Genomic DNA, 15,607 nt, shown 5'->3' with positions numbered 1-15,607 from the left:
TCACACAACTTTAAGGTAAATATAATCAAATATAGACATTTATCACATGATTTTTGACTGATTGGCTAAAAATGATAATATCCTCATACAAATACCTATGTTGTTGAATAAAAATGCTTCTGGTTGAAAAGCACGTAATCAAAAAACATAATTCCTATTTTAAGGAGATAGATAATTTGTGCTTTTTGGCAAAAAATCTTTATAATTACGCCAATTATTTAATCAGACAGAGCTTTATTTTTGAGGAAAAATATCTCAACTATAATGCAATGGAGAAACTCTGTCAGGTTAGTGGTGATTATAAAGCTTTACCAGCAAAAGTTGCACAGCAGATATTGATGCGATTACATGAAGCATGGCAAGGATTTTTTAGCTCTTTAGCTTCATATAAGGATACAGGGGGTTGTAGTTCCCCCAATGAGGATTACTCCTCACAAATAAATTTTATAGTCGATGTTATATTTGACTACAAAATTTACAACTATTTATCTACACATATTAATTTTTCACTACACAAACCTATAGGAAGCTGTATTAGATTTATTCCAATAACTCCTTTACTTTTCTTTTACTTTTTTATAAAGACATGTTGTCTGCCGGAGCTACAACCATAAAACTAAATGTATAGGTTAAAAATTTTCTACCATATATTAACTGTAAATATATATGTTTACGGTTGACAAATAAAAATGTATGTGATTTTTATTTCCGGAATAGGTAAAATTGCACTTGGATATATAGTTAGAGAGCTTTGAAGAAAGAATATTACTTCTCTCCAGAAATCTCATCAGTAAAAATCAGCAAACAAGCTTTAGTTTTATCCTTTTGCTTTATTGCTTAAATCATTAAGTTTAATCCTATACGACATCAAATGCTTTTATATAAAAATTCTTGTAAGCATTCGTATCAACAAAACTTGATATTATTTTTACTTGCATCAATAAAATTCATTTTTTGAACGTTTAACTATTTTTAATTTATTAACAATTAGGAGAATATTATGCTTTGTAAGAAAGTTGCATTGATAAGTTTAATTACCATTTCTACCGGTATCATCCTTCCTGTATTTCCCGCTTTTGCAAGAACTCTAAACCAAGAAATCAATGCTCAGGAAATTACTTCAGAGGGTGTTCTATATGCAAATAAAAATTGGAAACATCCTAAACCTCATCATAAGAAACCTCATCATCCCAAACCTCACCATAAGAAGCCTCATCATCCAAAACCTCATCATCCAAAACCTCATCACAAGCCCCATCAGCCTCACCAGAATATCAATAAAACGACTGTTGTTACTCCTGTGAAATCTAGTTCTAACTCTCATAGCAGTTCTAACTCCAACAGTATTTCTAAATCTCGTAGCAGTTCTAATTCCCACAGTTCAAGTAACTCCAGTGCAAAAGTTAATAACAGTGGAAATAGTAGCAACACCAACACCAATTCCAACATTAGCCAAGGTGGTAATGCTACAGTTGGAGGTCAACAAAGCCAGCAATCTGTAACAACTGGTTCAACTTCCGTCTCACCTTCTACGAGGGTAAAAGTTGATGGAGACAAGTACAATAGCGTACATTTTGGCGACCAAGCCCCAGGAACGGGTTCTGAAGCTTTCTCCTTCCAATATCGTTCAGCTTGTGGAGCTAGCGTTAATTACCGTCAAGGTTTTGCTCTCAAACCAAGACGTATTGCTGGTGGAGGTTTAGGTTTTGCTTTGGATGTTTCCAGCACTAGCATGGACACTATCGAAAGTCGCGAAGGTGTGCAAAAGAAGATGGATACTGCATTTGTAACAGCCATGAAAGTAGTTGATAATCAAGAAATTTTCCAACAACGTCTGAATAACGGTGTAGTATCTTATCAAGAGGCTCAAGCTTATGCGATCGCAAATTGTGCTCCCCATTATCCTATTGTTCGCAAAACAAGCACTCCTTCAAAAGTACAAATTAGACGTTATGTCATTAAACAACCTCGCCGTTCTCGCGTTTGTACAGCAAGGGGTTGTAACTAACTTCAACAAAGAACTAATACGAGCGGATTGGATCGAACAAAAGATAAAATCATGCTCGTCTATAGTTCCGATGAAGAGAGTCGTACTTCTCGATTCTCCTCATGAAGGATGAAAAATTCTCAATATTAATTTATTAATTTCCAATATTAGATTTCATCCTTCATGCTTTGTTCTTGATTACTGTTGTAAATTTAATTATTCCCAAACATTAGCAATGAAATTTGTTTTAGACTTTAGGTTTTGCACTATGTGCAATAGGGTCGCGATCGCTATGCTTTTAGCCCTTGGTTCTGTAACTCTCTTAGCTTCTCAAGCTTTTGCAGAAACATCATTAACTTCATCTCAGAGTGTCTCAGTATTACTAAATAGAGATGATTCCTCTGCAAAAGTAATTAAACGAGAAGTTATTCCTGGAACTTTTAGCTTGACTCGTCAAAATGGCTGTATTGTCCGAAACCCTATATTGAAAACATTTTTAGATGATGGAACAACCCTACAAACTCCTGCTGGAATAACTGTTGTAGGAAATAGTCTTTCCCAATGGCGAAATGAATATAAACAACCTTGGCAATCTAAACTAACTGATTATGAGGGAGGAGAATATAAAATTATGATTTTCCAAATCGGAAAACATCCTTCAACTTTGCTTAAAAGTGAAGAAAGTGAAGAAAAGCTGATAGATTCACAAACCTCATGTAATGCGGCTATTTATAAGGTTTATCGCAGTAATCTAAGGTTAATTAAACCAATATCAGAACCACAAAAAAGTAATTTTTCTTTGTCTTTTAGTGAAGGTTGGGAAAGACATTTCTCCCGCTAAAATTTCTCTCACTAATAAATCATTTTTAATTATTTATCATCTATATTTTCTCTCAAACATTATATTTATCTGGCTATTATAAAGATGTTTTTTAATTGGAATAAAGTATCAAAATTTTCCTTGAATATTGGATTGACCTTAGTTATTTTCATACTAAATAGTGTTTTTGGGGGAAATCAGAAATCACATGCAGCGCAAATATATACTTACGATACAGATAATTTTAATGGCGATACAAATATTTACTCCAATCCAAGTATTACTGAAGAAAATAATAAATGTCTGAACGGATTAATTAATCAATTACCCCAAACAGGAGATATTGAAAGTACCAAAGCATGTCTAAATACCTTTGGTTACAACCCCGATACAAATATCACATCTCCTGTAATGATTATTTTTGAAATTGGTGGAACTGAGATTGGTGGAACCGAGATTGGTGGAACTGAGATTAATAGAACTAAGATTGGTAAAACTTCACCACAACTCACAACCACCATCATTTACAAAAGTCAGAACGGTAAAATTAATCGGGAAAAATTTCGAGCAGTGGGAGCGCGTTACAGTCAATGGTACGCTCCGGAAGGAATGTACACAATCGATTATATTGTGCCGGATAGCAGCCCTAGTTTTAAACCTGCTTATGCAAATTTTTACTCTCCACCAAACCAAACAGATAAAAATGGTTATCCTGTGAGACTTGGGTTTCATGGACGGAAGGGAAATTTAATGGCTGGAAATGGTTCTAATGGTTGTCATCGTCATACCGTGGGAGACATGAAGCGAATTATGACGATTATCAAAAAAGCTGGTAGAGATGCAGGTTTACCCAAGAATTGGTACAAGGATACTTTACCGGTAGCTATTATTTAAGAACAATTTTCTTTAAGATTGCTAAATTTGGTTTATAAAAGGGAACAGGAAACAGGGAACAGATTCAAAAAATTGATGTGTAGTAGTATTTTTTGAAATTGGAATAACACACCCTCACCCATTACCCATTACCCATTACCCATTACCCATTACCAATTACCCATTACCCATTACTTAACCACACCAGAATGTCCCGGTATATTACCCACCGGTTCAACTCTTCCACCCAAGTATTTACCTAAAAACTCTTCAGTTTTAGCAAAGAAATGTAATCTATTTTCCGGACGTACAAAGCTATGCCCTTCATCAGTGTAAAGAATGTATTCTACAGGTTTGTTAGCTTTACGCATGGCGTTGACGATCTGTTCGCTTTCCACTTGTTTGACCCGTGGATCGTTTGCACCTTGTCCAATTAGTAATGGAGTTTGAATGCGATCTACAAAAAATAAGGGCGATCGCGATTTGAGAAATTCTATTTCGGTTTTTGGATTACCAACACGGTTGTATAGTAAAGCTCTGATTGGTTCCCAATAGGGAGGAATATTTTCCATCAGGGTAACCAAATTAGAAGGTCCAACAATACTTACCGCAGCAGCAAACACATCGGGTGTAAATGTTACCCCAGCTAAGCTTGCATAACCACCATAGGAACCACCCATTATCGCAACTTTTTTCGGATCGGCGATACCTTGTTTAACAATCCAGTTAACCCCGTCAATCAAGTCATCATGCATTTTAGCCCCCCATTCGCGATTTCCAGCGTTGAGAAACTTTTTACCGTACCCTGCAGATCCTCGGAAATTAACTTGTAATACAGCATAACCCCGGTTCGCTAACCATTGAACGATAGGATCGTAACCCCAAATATCACGCGCCCAAGGTCCACCATGTACGAGTAAAATTGTAGGTAGATTTTTCGCTGGAATTCCTACAGGTGTCGTGAGATAACCATTAATGGTCAAACCGTCGCGAGATTTATAGGAAATTGGCTTAATTTGCGCCAACTGCAATTTTTCCAGTTCGGGTTGGTTGCTAAACAAAAGCTTGCTTTGTTTTGTATCGCGATTGTACTTATAGTAGTAAACTGGTCCATCATCAGTTAGATAGGCTACTAACCAAGTTTTATCTGCAAGGTCGCGCCCTACAATACTAAATTGACCCCGACGAACTTTAGATAGAGCTTGAAAATCTGTAGCAATATTATTATCTAATACCTGCCACTCCAATTTATCTTTGTAAAATCCAACCGCTTGAATTTCCTGATTTGTTGGATGAATCAGTGTCCCAGCCAGATCGTATTGTGGATCTTGAGCGATTACTTTTTCTTTACCTGATGCGACATCTAATGCTAAGAGTCTGCTAGCGTTAGCATTATGATTGCTCCGAATATAAAGTGTTTTACCATCTTGAGAAAAACTTACTGCACCTCCTTCTTCATCCGGTCCCCACTTGCGAACAATTTTCCAAGGTTCACTAGTATTGGTTCTGGTAGATAAAGTCGAACCTCCATCTGGGGTTGTAGCAACAGTTGCACGAATTTTAAGTTGAGGGTCGGCAACTTTTTGCACTACAGTACCAGAATTTTTCATTTCTAAAGTAGCTTTCCCAGTTTTTAAATCTATTCGGTAAGCATCGTGTCTGCGGGGGTCGTCAATATTCAACCCAACTAATATTTGATTGGGAAATTTATGGTCTAAAGCTATTGTTCGAGCCTGAATATTTTTATATGGCGTTAAATTACGTACTTCTTTAGTATTTACATTAACAGCATATAAATTGTAATTTTCATTACCATTAATATCCTGAAGATAAATTAACTGTTTGCCATCATAAGTCCAAAAATATCTGCGAATACCTCGTTTCTTATCTGCTGTTAGCATTCGGTCATCTTGCTTACCTAAAGTACGTATCCACACTTGCAAAATATCATTTTTATCAGGTGCAATATATGTAACGTATTTACCGTCCGGAGAAATTTGTGGGTTGACTTTTTCAGGGTTACCAAAAAGAATTTCTCGCTTGATTAGGGGTGGTAAATCTGCAAAAGCTGGACGAATGTTAGTAGTAAATAAACTTGTAATTATTAATAAAGTTAAAGTCAGTAAATAAACATATTTTTTATACATCACAAACCTCTTTTCAGTATTTACTTTTAATCAGTAATAGAATGAGTTAATTGGTAATGATACCAATTCGATAAATCATTGCAACAGATTTTCCGGTAGAGACGTTGCAGAGGCTAACGCCGACGCCGCAGGCTCTGCAACGTCTCTACAGAAATCTATCTGTCTCATTATTTTTCCAAATTGGTATGAGTTATGGATAAAAAATAATCTCATTGACAGATTTAATTGACAGAATTTACTTGGTGATGAACCTGTTGAGGCTCCACCTAAGTTATTAATTCTGTAGGTTTTCGGAGAGAAAATTTTTGATTCCCATTAACTATTGCTGACTACTACTTTCAGAGATAATATAAGTTTTAAAACAAACATGGTATTCAACCAAAAGAATATTTTTAGGTCAATATCGCTCCACCCATTAAACGGTTGTATCGATACTTGAGTTCTTCCCGCATCAAATACCAACGTTCTAAGGTAACGTCTATTTCTATTACTTTTTCCGCAGCTTGTCGGGCTAAAATTAATACCTCTTCATCTTCAACTAAACTAGCCAAAGTAAAATCTGGTAATCCCGACTGACGGGTTCCTAAAACTTCTCCAGGTCCGCGAAACCGCATATCCATTTCCGAGATAAAAAAGCCATCCTGGGACTGTTCTAAGACTTTCAATCTTTGCTGAGCATCCGCACTGCGGGAACTACTCATTAATAAACAATAGGATTTTGCCGCACCTCGACCAACCCGTCCCCGTAACTGATGCAACTGTGACAAACCGAACCTTTCAGCATTCTCAATGAGCATGACAGTAGCATTAGGGACGTCAACACCTACCTCTACTACTGTTGTAGATACTAAAATTTGGGTTTCGCGATCGCGGAACTGAGTAATTGCTGCATCCTTATCTGCAGAAGTCATCCGTCCGTGGAGTAAACCCACCTTAAATTCGGGAAATATTGCTTCTTGCAGTTTTTGATGTTCTTCTACTGCCGAACGCAAGTCAAGTTTTTCCGATTCTTCCACTAAGGGTAATACTATATAAACCTGTCTTCCTTGGACGATTTCGCGACGAATCAAATCGTAAGCATGGGAACGTTGATTACCTGCAAGAGCAGTGGTTTGAATTTTTTGTCGTCCTGGTGGTAACTCATCAATTTGGCTGACATCTAAATCCCCATGCAAGGTCAGGGCTAAAGTACGGGGAATTGGTGTAGCTGTCATTGTTAAAACATGGGGTTGCTCGCCCTTTTGTTGCAACAAAGCCCGTTGTTTCACACCGAAACGATGTTGTTCGTCGATCGCAATCAAACCCAACCTTTGAAAATTAACTGGATCTTGAATCAATGCATGGGTACCTACTAATAAAGGTAATTCCCCAGTTTCCAGTTGAGCGTGAATTTCTCGCCGTTTTGCTGTTTTCGTCGAACCAGTCAGCAACTCAACTGGTAAATGTAATAAATTAAACCAACCAACTAACTTACGGTAATGCTGTTCTGCTAAAACTTCCGTCGGAGCCATTAATGCAGCTTGATACCCAGATTGAATTGCAGCTATGATGGCGATCGTCGCCACCACGGTTTTTCCCGAACCCACATCGCCCTGCACTAAACGATTCATTGGCGCGGATTTTTGCAAGTCATTAAGAATATCATTAACAACTCTGTGTTGGGCGCCGGTAAGTTGAAAAGGTAAAATTTCGTAGAATTTTTCGATTAATTTACCTCTAGGACTAAATTGGACACCAGTCTGAACTTTTTTAGCCTGTTGCTGACGTTGGAGTAAACCTAGTTGTAAGTAGAAAAATTCATCAAATACCAACCTTCTTCGCGCTGCTTGCAAAGTCATGCTATCGCTGGGAAAGTGAATATTTGCGATCGCATCTTTAAGTTCTAGTAACTGATACTTTTTGCGCAAACCACTGGGTAGAGAGTCTTTAAGCAAAGCTGTGGCGGGTAAAGCAGCTATTACCGCCTGACGCACCGTACTAGCCACCACACCTTCAGTCAAAGTATAGATTGGTACTACTCTACCAATAGTTAGGGATTCAATGGGATCTCCAGGACTTCCTAATACTTCTAACTCTGGATCCTCCAAAGTCAAACCATACTTTCCTTCTTTAACCAAGCCACAAGCTGCTAAAGTTGAACCAACCGGATAGCGACGCTTTACACTTTCTTGCCAAGCTCTACTACTGAAACGTCTACCAGCAAAAAAGCGGTTAATTTTGAGTATGCCAGTTTTATCTTTTAGTTGCAGTTCCAGGATACTCAAGTTTTTGTTACGGGGACTAGTAAAACAGTTACAACGCTTAACCGTTGCTACCAAGGTAACTGTTTCCCCAACCTGTAATTCAATAATATTTACCTGTCGTGCATAATCAATGTGGTCGCGAGGATAGTAATATAGCAAGTCGCGGACAGTATACAAACCCAAACTCTCAAGTTTCTTTGACCGTCGGAAACCAATTTCTGCCAAATCTTTGAGTTTTTGGTCTAATTTCGGTGCTAAATGTCGGGAGATTTCAGAGGGAATAGTTGATTTAGTTTTGGGAATCGAAACCCCTGGATTAGAAGGAGAAGAATAAGAATCTCCATTCTCACCAGCTTTATGAGTTTTAGTTTGCAGTCGTTGATTTTGTTTCTCAACGGTTTGTTGCAATTGCTGTAAATATCTACGGGTTTGAGCAACTAAGTGCTGTCTATCCCCCTGCGCCAAATTTGGATAATTTGCAAATTGAGTAGCTTTATTCTGCCATTGAATCCGCTCTGAGCTTGGTAAACCAATTGGAAATTTCCCAAAGGTTAAACTGAGAAACTCACTGAAACGGTATTGTCTTCCCATCAAGTCTACAAAACCTTTTTCAGCTTCAATAGCCAAAGCTTTATGCAATCTTACCCAATCTGGTCGCTCGCTAATCATTTTTCACTGGTCACTTTCACTGGTTACTTTTTTTATTTATTAACTTAAAGTAATCCTGACTGCTTGTTGTCACACATCTTAGTTACAAATCCTAATCCTCATACCAGCTAGATCTCCATGCAGCTTCAGCTTTAGCAACTGATAGTTCTCGCTGGATTTTCTGGTATTCTCGACCAACTTTAGCAAGTCTACTAGAAATATTACGAATTTTTTTTCTCTTTGCTGATAGCTCAGTATCGGCAAATTCTATTTCCCCCAAACGCAGGTTGACTGCCATAATTTTCATCAGACCGCGACTAGAATCTGACTTTTGTTCCGATTCAATTTCAATTGCTAAGTTTAACAAATTTGGTGGCCCTGGCATGATTTCTGCAGACGCTTCTGAAGATGCAGCAGCAGCTTCAAGTAGAGACGGTGGTAATTTTTTAGGCAGTATCCTAGACTTTTGAAGTATGCGATTAGCATCGCGGGAAACTACCCTGAGAAGCTGTTGGAGGGATAGTTCCAAATATTGCTGCCATTTTGCTAGTTCTACAGGGTTGGATGTATCTAATGTTTTTGGTTTAGAAGGATACTTAGAAGCCGCATTTCTCGCCGCTGCAAATAAATCCATTGCTTTATCTGCAATTGATGCATTCACCAGCACAACTTCATCCAAACGAACTTCTGATAATTCGCCCGATTCTTTGACCGACTCAGACTTATCTTGTTCTTTGTCGTTGTTTTCTGCTTTGTTTTTTTCTTCTTCTGTTTTATCTCGTGCAGCTTTAGCGATCGAATCCATCGCTGCGGCTAATTCTGCTTCCGTTAATGGTAAGTCAGCAGTTATTTTGATGTTCCCATCCGTTGTAATTTCTAGAATTTGTTCGTCACTAATTTCTTCTATTTGAATTTTTTCTTCATCTGCATTTTCTTTTTCATATTCTCCATCTTCTTCATCTTCTTCATCATCAACTTTGAGAAGTTCCTTTAATTCTGAATCGCTACGTTGACCTAGCTTACGGATATTTTGTTGTAGTTTTTGTTTTTGGTTCAACGATAGTTTCAAGAAATTATCTGGATAACCTTGGGTACACAAATGATAAATTGCCAGAATCAATTGTTTACTAACAGATTTTCCCAAATTTTCTACATAGCCACCATATACTTCTTGAAGCTCTTCCCCAATTCCTTCAATAACTTCTTCTAAACTTGTAATATCTTGTTCAATTCGCTCAATTCCTCTTGCCATACTTTTTATGCTGTTAACGACAGGACACTGAAAAATTGGTAATTTGTAGCAAAATTGCAATTCTATCTATAATTTTGTGCTTACATCTTCAGAGAATGTTAATTTTAGATACTTTTAAACGACTGTTGCTTAATTTTTAACTACTGATTAATTTTTATAATATGCGTAAGTGAAATTCGAGATTGTTAAAGCTGTGAAATTAGAACCCTTAAAGATAAAATACAGGCCAGCAAATTTAGCTTGACCTGTCTTTAAATTAATTTGGGAAATAGCATCAAAAATTTACAGTTTTGAATTCACCGCTAAATACCCTATAAATAAATAAAACCGTTATGGAGAGCTATTTTATTACCCCATAAAAGTATTACTTACCACCAAGAGCGGCAACTTCATCTGCAAAATTATCTTCTTGCTTTTCAATCCCTTCACCCAAGATGTACCGGACAAAGCGATTAATTTGAATCTTGGTTCCTAATGCTTTGCTAGTTTGTTTAATTAAGTCTTCAACAGCAATACTTTGATCGCGAATGAAAGGCTGATCGACCAAAGTCATTTCTTTGAGACGTTTATCAATACGTCCCTGAACAATTTTTTCTTTAATGTTATCTGGCTTCTTAGCCAAATCGTCCCTTCCCATTTCAATTTCCTTTTCTTTTTGGACAATATCGGTGGGAATTTGATCTGTACTTACGTACTCAACATTTGGACAAGCAGCAATCTGCATCGCGATGTTGCGTGCTAGGGTTTTAAAATCTTCATTAGTAGCTGCTGAATCGCTATCACAAGCTAACTCTACCAGTACACCTACACGACCACCGGTATGAATATAGCTATCAACGATACCTTGCTTACCTTCTTCAAGAGAAAAGCTAACAAAGCGACGAACACGCATATTCTCACCCAACTGGGCAATCATTTGCTTAATATATTCTTCAACTTTGATACTTTCATCTTCAACGTAAGCACTGGATAGCAAAGAATCAACGCTGTCACTCTTAGAAGCTTGTTTTGCTAAACTTTGCACCAAAGACTTAAAAGCTTCGTTACGCGCCACAAAATCAGTTTGACAATTAACTTCTAACAGATTGCCAACTCGACCTGATGGTTCAATATAAGTATCTACCAAACCTTCTGCTGCAACACGATCGCTTTTCTTACCTGCTGATGCAATACCTTTTTGTCGCAGCCATTCGATAGATTTTTCGATGTCACCATCATTTTGCTTCAGTGCCTTTTTGCAGTCCATCATACCTGCACCTGTTTTTCGGCGCAGTTCTTGAACTTGTTTTGCAGATATTTCCGCCATGTTGTTGCCTCGATTCCTAGTTTTATTAATAGTTGTAATGGCTTACGAATCCTGAGTATCTATATATTACTCAGGAGCGGGACAATTAATCTTTACCCAGATCTGGGATTTTCGATATATTCCTGGATCGATTTGAGATTTTATTTTATGAAATCAGATGGAATTAATAGATTCGAATGAAATTAATAAACAGATTAATCATACCCCCGTTTTCTAGACGGGGGATTTAGCAGAGATCCGAACTTGGACGCAGCAAGCTCAATGGGCTCGAAAATGATTACTTAAAAGACCCTATTCAAAAGGCGAAGTTATTCTCCTCCTTCTTCAGAGGCTTCTCCATTTTCAGAAAAATCGCCTTCTTCATCTTCGTAATAATCATCCATTGCGCCTTCATAGTCATCCACTTCCAACTGTCCGTGACGACCTTCATAAATTGCATCCGCTAACTTACCAACAATTAACTTAATTGAGCGGATAGCATCATCATTTGCTGGAATGGGAATATCTACCACATCAGGGTCGCAATTTGTATCCAACATGGAAACAATTGGAATATTTAGTTTTTGACATTCTTGAACGGCATTATATTCACGTCTTTGGTCTACGAGTACAACCAAATCCGGAATTTTGCGCATTGTCTTAATACCACCCAAATATTTTTGCAGCTTTGCCATTTCTCGCCGCAACATAGAAGCTTCTTTCTTGGGTAGTAGATCCAACGCACCACTTTCTTCGCGGCGTTCTAAATCTTTCAGGCGTTCTACTCTGGTCTTAATTGTTGACCAGTTGGTTAGCATTCCCCCCAACCAACGTTGGTTGATGTAGTAAGAACCACAGCGAGTAGCTTCCTGAGCAATAATTCCTGCTGCTTGACGCTTAGTACCCACAAACAGAACTTTCTTTCCTGATTCTGATTGCGATCGCATAAAGCTGTAAGCTTCTTCCATCAATTGTGCTGTTTGCACTAAATCGATGATATGTACGCCGTTACGAGCAGTGTAAATGTAACGGGACATTTTCGGGTTCCATCTACGGGTTTGGTGCCCAAAGTGAACACCGGACTCCATCATTTGAGCCAAAGATACTACTGGCATATTCCTCTTTACTCCTTTTCGGGTTTAACCTCCACCCAGAAGCATTTCTCAGTTCCTTTCGAGAAACACCCGAAATTCTGGATGTGCGAGATATGAAAACGATACTAAATTAGCACATTTTGTTAGAGTTGGGGATTAGGGATTGGCGTTAGCGGAAGCGTGGCGTATGACTGGCGTCACGCTTACGCTAAGAGCCATAAGCACTACGTGCCGCCCGCCGCAAGCGGCATATGGTGACTGGGGATTAGCGTTAGCAAAGCGTGACGCAACAGCGTCATATGGGGATTGGCGATTAGCGATTTGGTATTAGCTAGGTGGTTGTTATGGTCAAGAATTCTTGTATTCCTCTAAATCAGCAAAAAAAAGAAGAAGTTTGAATTATTTTCCCAGTTATTAAGGGGGTTAGGGGGAGCTAAATCCGACAGACTTGTAATTAGCAACTTGAATTATTCTTGAATGATTTAAAAAGAAGATTAAAAAATTATCTTCCCAATCCCCAGTCACCAGTCACCAATCCCCAGTCGCCAGTCACCAATCCCCAATCCCCATCATTTCTGAGCTTCCGCATAAGCTTCATAAACCCCTTGAACGTTATACCAATTGAGAAAAACACGGGCTACTTCCAAAGCTAATTGAGGTTTTCCAGACTTTATCAGCCACTTGAGTAATGGAGCCATAGTTTTTTCATTGAGAGTACCGTTGAGGGAGAGAAGACCCCAGAGAATGCGGTGCAACCAGGTCATCTGGATCATCATTCGCACATTCCAAGTGGGATGTTTTTGATAAAATAAAACACCCATCCGTCCCCTTTGAATTTCTTTATCAATTAAGCTTGGAATTTGTTCTAAATTAAATGGTGGATGCCAATGATAACCAACCGCTTCTGGGCATTTAATTAATTTTAAACCTAAGTTTTTTAGTCTTACACCTAGTTCTAAGTCTTCCCACCCGTATAATTGAAATTCAGTATCAAATAGTCCTGCTTTTTCTAACCAATGTTTGGGAATCGCAACATTTCCCGTCGCAAAAAAAGCTGCAGAGTAATCTGTAAGCTTGTATGGCTCTGATGTGGGATTTTCAAAATTACAAGTATTAACTACAGCACCATAGGTAAAAAAGCAGTCACTTCCAAGTTTTTCTTTACCTTTTAAGAGAGCCTTAGTATGGGCTGTTAAAAATTTTTCTGTAACAACTAAATCGCTATCAATAAAAATAATTATGTCACCCTTTGCCTCTTTGACACCCAAATTCCTTGCTATTGCTGGACCTTGATGGTCTTGTTGAAAAACTCGTACATGTGGAAATTCTGCTTTTTGAGTTTCTAGCCACTCTAACGTTCCATCAGTAGAACCATCATCTACCAAGACAATTTCGTAACTTTCTATGCAATTTGGGTTTGAGACTTCTTCATTTGTTAAAATCTGTGCTTCTAAAGCCTTCAGACATTTTGCCAAGATTGGCTGACGATTATAAGTTGGAATAACAACACTAAAAAACACTATCTCACCCACAACAGTTTTGCCAATATTCAGAATAGGACAGTAGTGCTTTTTAGACTGTTCCTTAAGAATACAAATGAGGGGATTAGGGATTGGGGATAGCACTGCGTGCCGCCTTGCGGCATATGGCGATTGGGAATTAGCTATTAATAAGTTCAAGAAAATCAGTTTATTTTCCCAGTCCTCAGTCACTAATACCCAGTCGCCTGTCCCAAAATTCTAATAAATGTATCTTATATATCAGAAACTCTTTAATCATCATCCGCAAGCAAATTCGTTTTTGCGACAATGTTTTATTTTTACTACTCCGGATTTACTCGTAGTACTTTAATCGCAAATACTATCAAAAAGTATACAGGTTAACTATTGTTGTAAAGGAATAAGTAGAAGTACTGAAGAGAAAATACTTAGATTAATTAGATAATAATAGCTCGTAGTATTGCAGCATCGAGAAATTACTAATGGGTCGCGCCAAAAAAGTTGTCTTGGCATATTCTGGGGGAGTAGATACATCCGTTTGCATTCCCTACCTCAAAAATGAGTGGGGTGTAGAAGAAGTAATCACCCTAGCCGCAGATTTAGGTCAAGGAGATGAATTAGAGCCAATTCGAGAAAAAGCTCTTAAGTCTGGAGCGAGTGAGTCTTTAATCGCAGATGTTAAGGAAAGCTTTGTTAAGGATTATGCTTTTGGAGCAATTAAAGCAAATGCACTTTATGAAAATAGCTATCCTCTAGCAACAGCTTTAGCACGTCCGTTGATTGCTCAAGCATTAGTAGAAGCAGCTGAAAAACATGGTGCAGATGCAATAGCACATGGCTGTACTGGTAAAGGTAACGATCAAGTACGTTTTGATGTTGCGATCGCAGCTTTAAATCCCAGTCTGAAAATTCTTGCACCTGCAAGGGAATGGGGAATGAGCCGTGAAGAGACAATTGCTTATGGAGAAAAATTTGGGATTCCTTCACCTGTGAAGAAATCTTCTCCCTACAGCATTGACAAAAATCTACTTGGTCGGAGTATAGAAGCTGGAATTTTGGAGGATCCAGCAGTCGAACCACCGGAAGAAGTCTATGATATGACCAAAGCGATCGCAGATACTCCTGACGAAGCCGAGTATTTGGAAATTACGTTTAGACGAGGTATTCCTCACTCTGTCAATGGAGAAGTTAAACACCCAATCCAATTAATAGAAACACTAAACCAAGTGGTTGGTAAACATGGTATCGGCAGAATCGATATGATTGAAAACCGCTTGGTTGGAATTAAGTCCCGGGAAATTTATGAATCTCCGGCGATGGTAGTTTTAATTCAAGCACACCGCGATTTAGAAAGTTTAACTCTGACCAAAGATGTTACTCAATATAAACGCGGTATTGAAGAAACCTACAGCCAAATTATTTATAACGGTTTGTGGTACAGCCCTTTAAAAGCAGCATTAGATGCATTTATTGACAAAACTCAAGAAAATGTTAACGGCACTATCAAGTTAAAACTATTTAAAGGTAATGCCATTATTGTTGGAAGAAAATCCGACGTTTCTCTTTATAGTCCAGACTTAGCAACTTACGGTTCCGAAGATAAATTCGATCATAAAGCTGCTGAAGGTTTCATCTACGTTTGGGGATTACCTACACGTATTTGGTCACAGCAAGATAGATAAAAGGAAAGCAAAACCGAAATAGGGTGAGGATATGGGATAAAAATACCCATTATCCAACCCCAATTACCAATTACCAA

General features: G+C 38.0%; 11 protein-coding genes. 5 read left to right on the top strand and 6 right to left on the bottom strand.

What is annotated here, in order from left to right:
• Positions 1-185 precede the first annotated feature (185 nt).
• The 4 genes from BC008_RS49315 to BC008_RS07305 all read left to right on the top strand — a co-directional run bounded on the left by BC008_RS49315 (position 186) and on the right by BC008_RS07305 (position 3,701).
• Complete coding sequence (locus BC008_RS49315; RefSeq protein ID WP_161938087.1) at positions 186-614, top strand: transposase; 429 nt, start codon at positions 186-188, stop codon at positions 612-614.
• Positions 615-1,000: 386 nt separating this feature from the next.
• Positions 1,001-2,008 carry a hypothetical protein gene (locus BC008_RS07315; RefSeq protein ID WP_058183379.1) on the top strand — a complete coding sequence of 336 codons (1,008 nt, stop codon included), beginning with the start codon at positions 1,001-1,003 and terminating at the stop codon, positions 2,006-2,008.
• Positions 2,009-2,255: 247 nt separating this feature from the next.
• Positions 2,256-2,828, top strand: coding sequence for a hypothetical protein (locus BC008_RS07310; RefSeq protein WP_235595814.1), 573 nt, complete (start codon positions 2,256-2,258; stop codon positions 2,826-2,828).
• An 84-nt stretch (positions 2,829-2,912) separates the two neighbouring features.
• The gene (locus BC008_RS07305) at positions 2,913-3,701 is read left to right on the top strand and encodes a L,D-transpeptidase (RefSeq protein WP_235595813.1); all 789 of its coding nucleotides are present in this window, start codon (positions 2,913-2,915) and stop codon (positions 3,699-3,701) included.
• 170 nt (positions 3,702-3,871) lie between these two features.
• Here BC008_RS07305 and BC008_RS07300 read toward each other — a convergent pair whose 3' ends face one another.
• From BC008_RS07300 to BC008_RS07275, 6 genes are all read right to left on the bottom strand, one after another.
• On the bottom strand, positions 3,872-5,827 hold the full coding sequence (locus BC008_RS07300; RefSeq protein ID WP_082650507.1) for a S9 family peptidase: 1,956 nt from the start codon (positions 5,825-5,827) through the stop codon (positions 3,872-3,874).
• 392 nt (positions 5,828-6,219) lie between these two features.
• The gene (recG, locus tag BC008_RS07295; RefSeq protein ID WP_027843847.1) at positions 6,220-8,739 is read right to left on the bottom strand and encodes an ATP-dependent DNA helicase RecG; all 2,520 of its coding nucleotides are present in this window, start codon (positions 8,737-8,739) and stop codon (positions 6,220-6,222) included.
• 91 nt (positions 8,740-8,830) lie between these two features.
• Positions 8,831-9,970 carry a hypothetical protein gene (locus tag BC008_RS07290; RefSeq protein ID WP_027843846.1) on the bottom strand — a complete coding sequence of 380 codons (1,140 nt, stop codon included), beginning with the start codon at positions 9,968-9,970 and terminating at the stop codon, positions 8,831-8,833.
• Between the two features lie 364 nt (positions 9,971-10,334).
• Entirely contained in the window at positions 10,335-11,276 is a 942-nt protein-coding gene (gene tsf, locus BC008_RS07285) for a translation elongation factor Ts (protein ID WP_027843845.1), read from the bottom strand.
• Positions 11,277-11,584: 308 nt separating this feature from the next.
• A complete protein-coding gene (gene rpsB, locus BC008_RS07280) occupies positions 11,585-12,370 on the bottom strand; it encodes a 30S ribosomal protein S2 (RefSeq protein WP_027843844.1) in 786 nt (261 codons plus the stop codon).
• Positions 12,371-12,918: 548 nt separating this feature from the next.
• The gene (locus BC008_RS07275; RefSeq protein WP_027843843.1) at positions 12,919-13,896 is read right to left on the bottom strand and encodes a glycosyltransferase family 2 protein; all 978 of its coding nucleotides are present in this window, start codon (positions 13,894-13,896) and stop codon (positions 12,919-12,921) included.
• Positions 13,897-14,330: 434 nt separating this feature from the next.
• Between BC008_RS07275 and BC008_RS07270 the strand changes: the two genes are divergently transcribed.
• The gene (locus tag BC008_RS07270) at positions 14,331-15,530 is read left to right on the top strand and encodes an argininosuccinate synthase (RefSeq protein WP_027843842.1); all 1,200 of its coding nucleotides are present in this window, start codon (positions 14,331-14,333) and stop codon (positions 15,528-15,530) included.
• Positions 15,531-15,607 lie beyond the last annotated feature (77 nt).

Source organism: Mastigocoleus testarum BC008 (assembly GCF_001456025.1).
Taxonomy (GTDB): domain Bacteria; phylum Cyanobacteriota; class Cyanobacteriia; order Cyanobacteriales; family Nostocaceae; genus Mastigocoleus; species Mastigocoleus testarum.
This window is presented reverse-complemented; position numbering and strand designations above follow the sequence as displayed.

What these genes read in the sequence shown, in the direction of transcription:
- BC008_RS07270 (WP_027843842.1), top strand. Translation starts at nt 14,331, where the DNA reads ATGGGTCGCGCCAAAAAAGTTGTCTTGGCATATTCTGGGGGAGTAGAT.
- BC008_RS07305 (WP_235595813.1), top strand. Translation starts at nt 2,913, where the DNA reads ATGTTTTTTAATTGGAATAAAGTATCAAAATTTTCCTTGAATATTGGA.
- BC008_RS07315 (WP_058183379.1), top strand. Translation starts at nt 1,001, where the DNA reads ATGCTTTGTAAGAAAGTTGCATTGATAAGTTTAATTACCATTTCTACC.
- BC008_RS07310 (WP_235595814.1), top strand. Translation starts at nt 2,256, where the DNA reads ATGTGCAATAGGGTCGCGATCGCTATGCTTTTAGCCCTTGGTTCTGTA.
- BC008_RS07300 (WP_082650507.1), bottom strand. Translation starts at nt 5,827, where the DNA reads ATGTATAAAAAATATGTTTATTTACTGACTTTAACTTTATTAATAATT.
- BC008_RS07290 (WP_027843846.1), bottom strand. Translation starts at nt 9,970, where the DNA reads ATGGCAAGAGGAATTGAGCGAATTGAACAAGATATTACAAGTTTAGAA.
- rpsB (WP_027843844.1), bottom strand. Translation starts at nt 12,370, where the DNA reads ATGCCAGTAGTATCTTTGGCTCAAATGATGGAGTCCGGTGTTCACTTT.
- recG (WP_027843847.1), bottom strand. Translation starts at nt 8,739, where the DNA reads ATGATTAGCGAGCGACCAGATTGGGTAAGATTGCATAAAGCTTTGGCT.
- tsf (WP_027843845.1), bottom strand. Translation starts at nt 11,276, where the DNA reads ATGGCGGAAATATCTGCAAAACAAGTTCAAGAACTGCGCCGAAAAACA.